Source organism: Megasphaera intestinihominis (assembly GCF_040096415.1).
GTDB lineage: Bacteria > Bacillota > Negativicutes > Veillonellales > Megasphaeraceae > Megasphaera > Megasphaera intestinihominis.
Map to the genome: position 1 here is coordinate 1 of NZ_JBBMEU010000157.1, position 588 is coordinate 588.

Genomic DNA, 588 nt, shown 5'->3' on the forward strand with positions numbered 1-588 from the left:
AGCCAGGACACGGTCTGGCGAGGTTTTCACCGGTTCTGGGTCCTGTAAGTAGCAATACTGAATCTTGAAATACCGTCCGCCATACATGGGACAGATGCGAACTTCCTGAATCGTCTTATCCTTCAGTCTGTCGGGAACAGGAATCCGAATCCGATGCCCGTTATGGCGTTTCGCATATTCCCGGCTCATTGGTACCGTCAGGAAGCTATTCTTAATGTTGATGGCGTTCGTGGACAAGATGAGACTGAAGAGGCCCCTTTTTTCACGATAGTATGGCAGGCGAACAGCCTTTGAACCATAGTCACCGGACTTGACTTTCTGCAAAAGCCCAAAAAAAGAACGAAAACTGCGGTCGGCCATTTTCAATATCTGCTGGGCAACACCGGCCTGCAACAAGCCATAGTTTTCATTTTCCTTGCAGATAGGGTAATTTTCTTCATACCGCAAGAATTGCTGGGTATCGAAGTAATGCTGCCGAATCATATAGACCGCTACATTGTACAGGTTATTGCTGTATTGGCACATTTCCCGGAGCATCGTATAGTCTTGTTTCGCCAAGCCGCGGATGACATTCGATTGCGTCAAGTA

1 protein-coding gene is annotated in these 588 nt (G+C 47.6%); it reads right to left on the reverse strand.

The features are described 5' to 3' along the window. Positions 1 to 588 (reverse strand): transposase (locus WMO23_RS11445; RefSeq protein WP_349174160.1); only part of this gene is annotated, 588 nt, incomplete at both ends.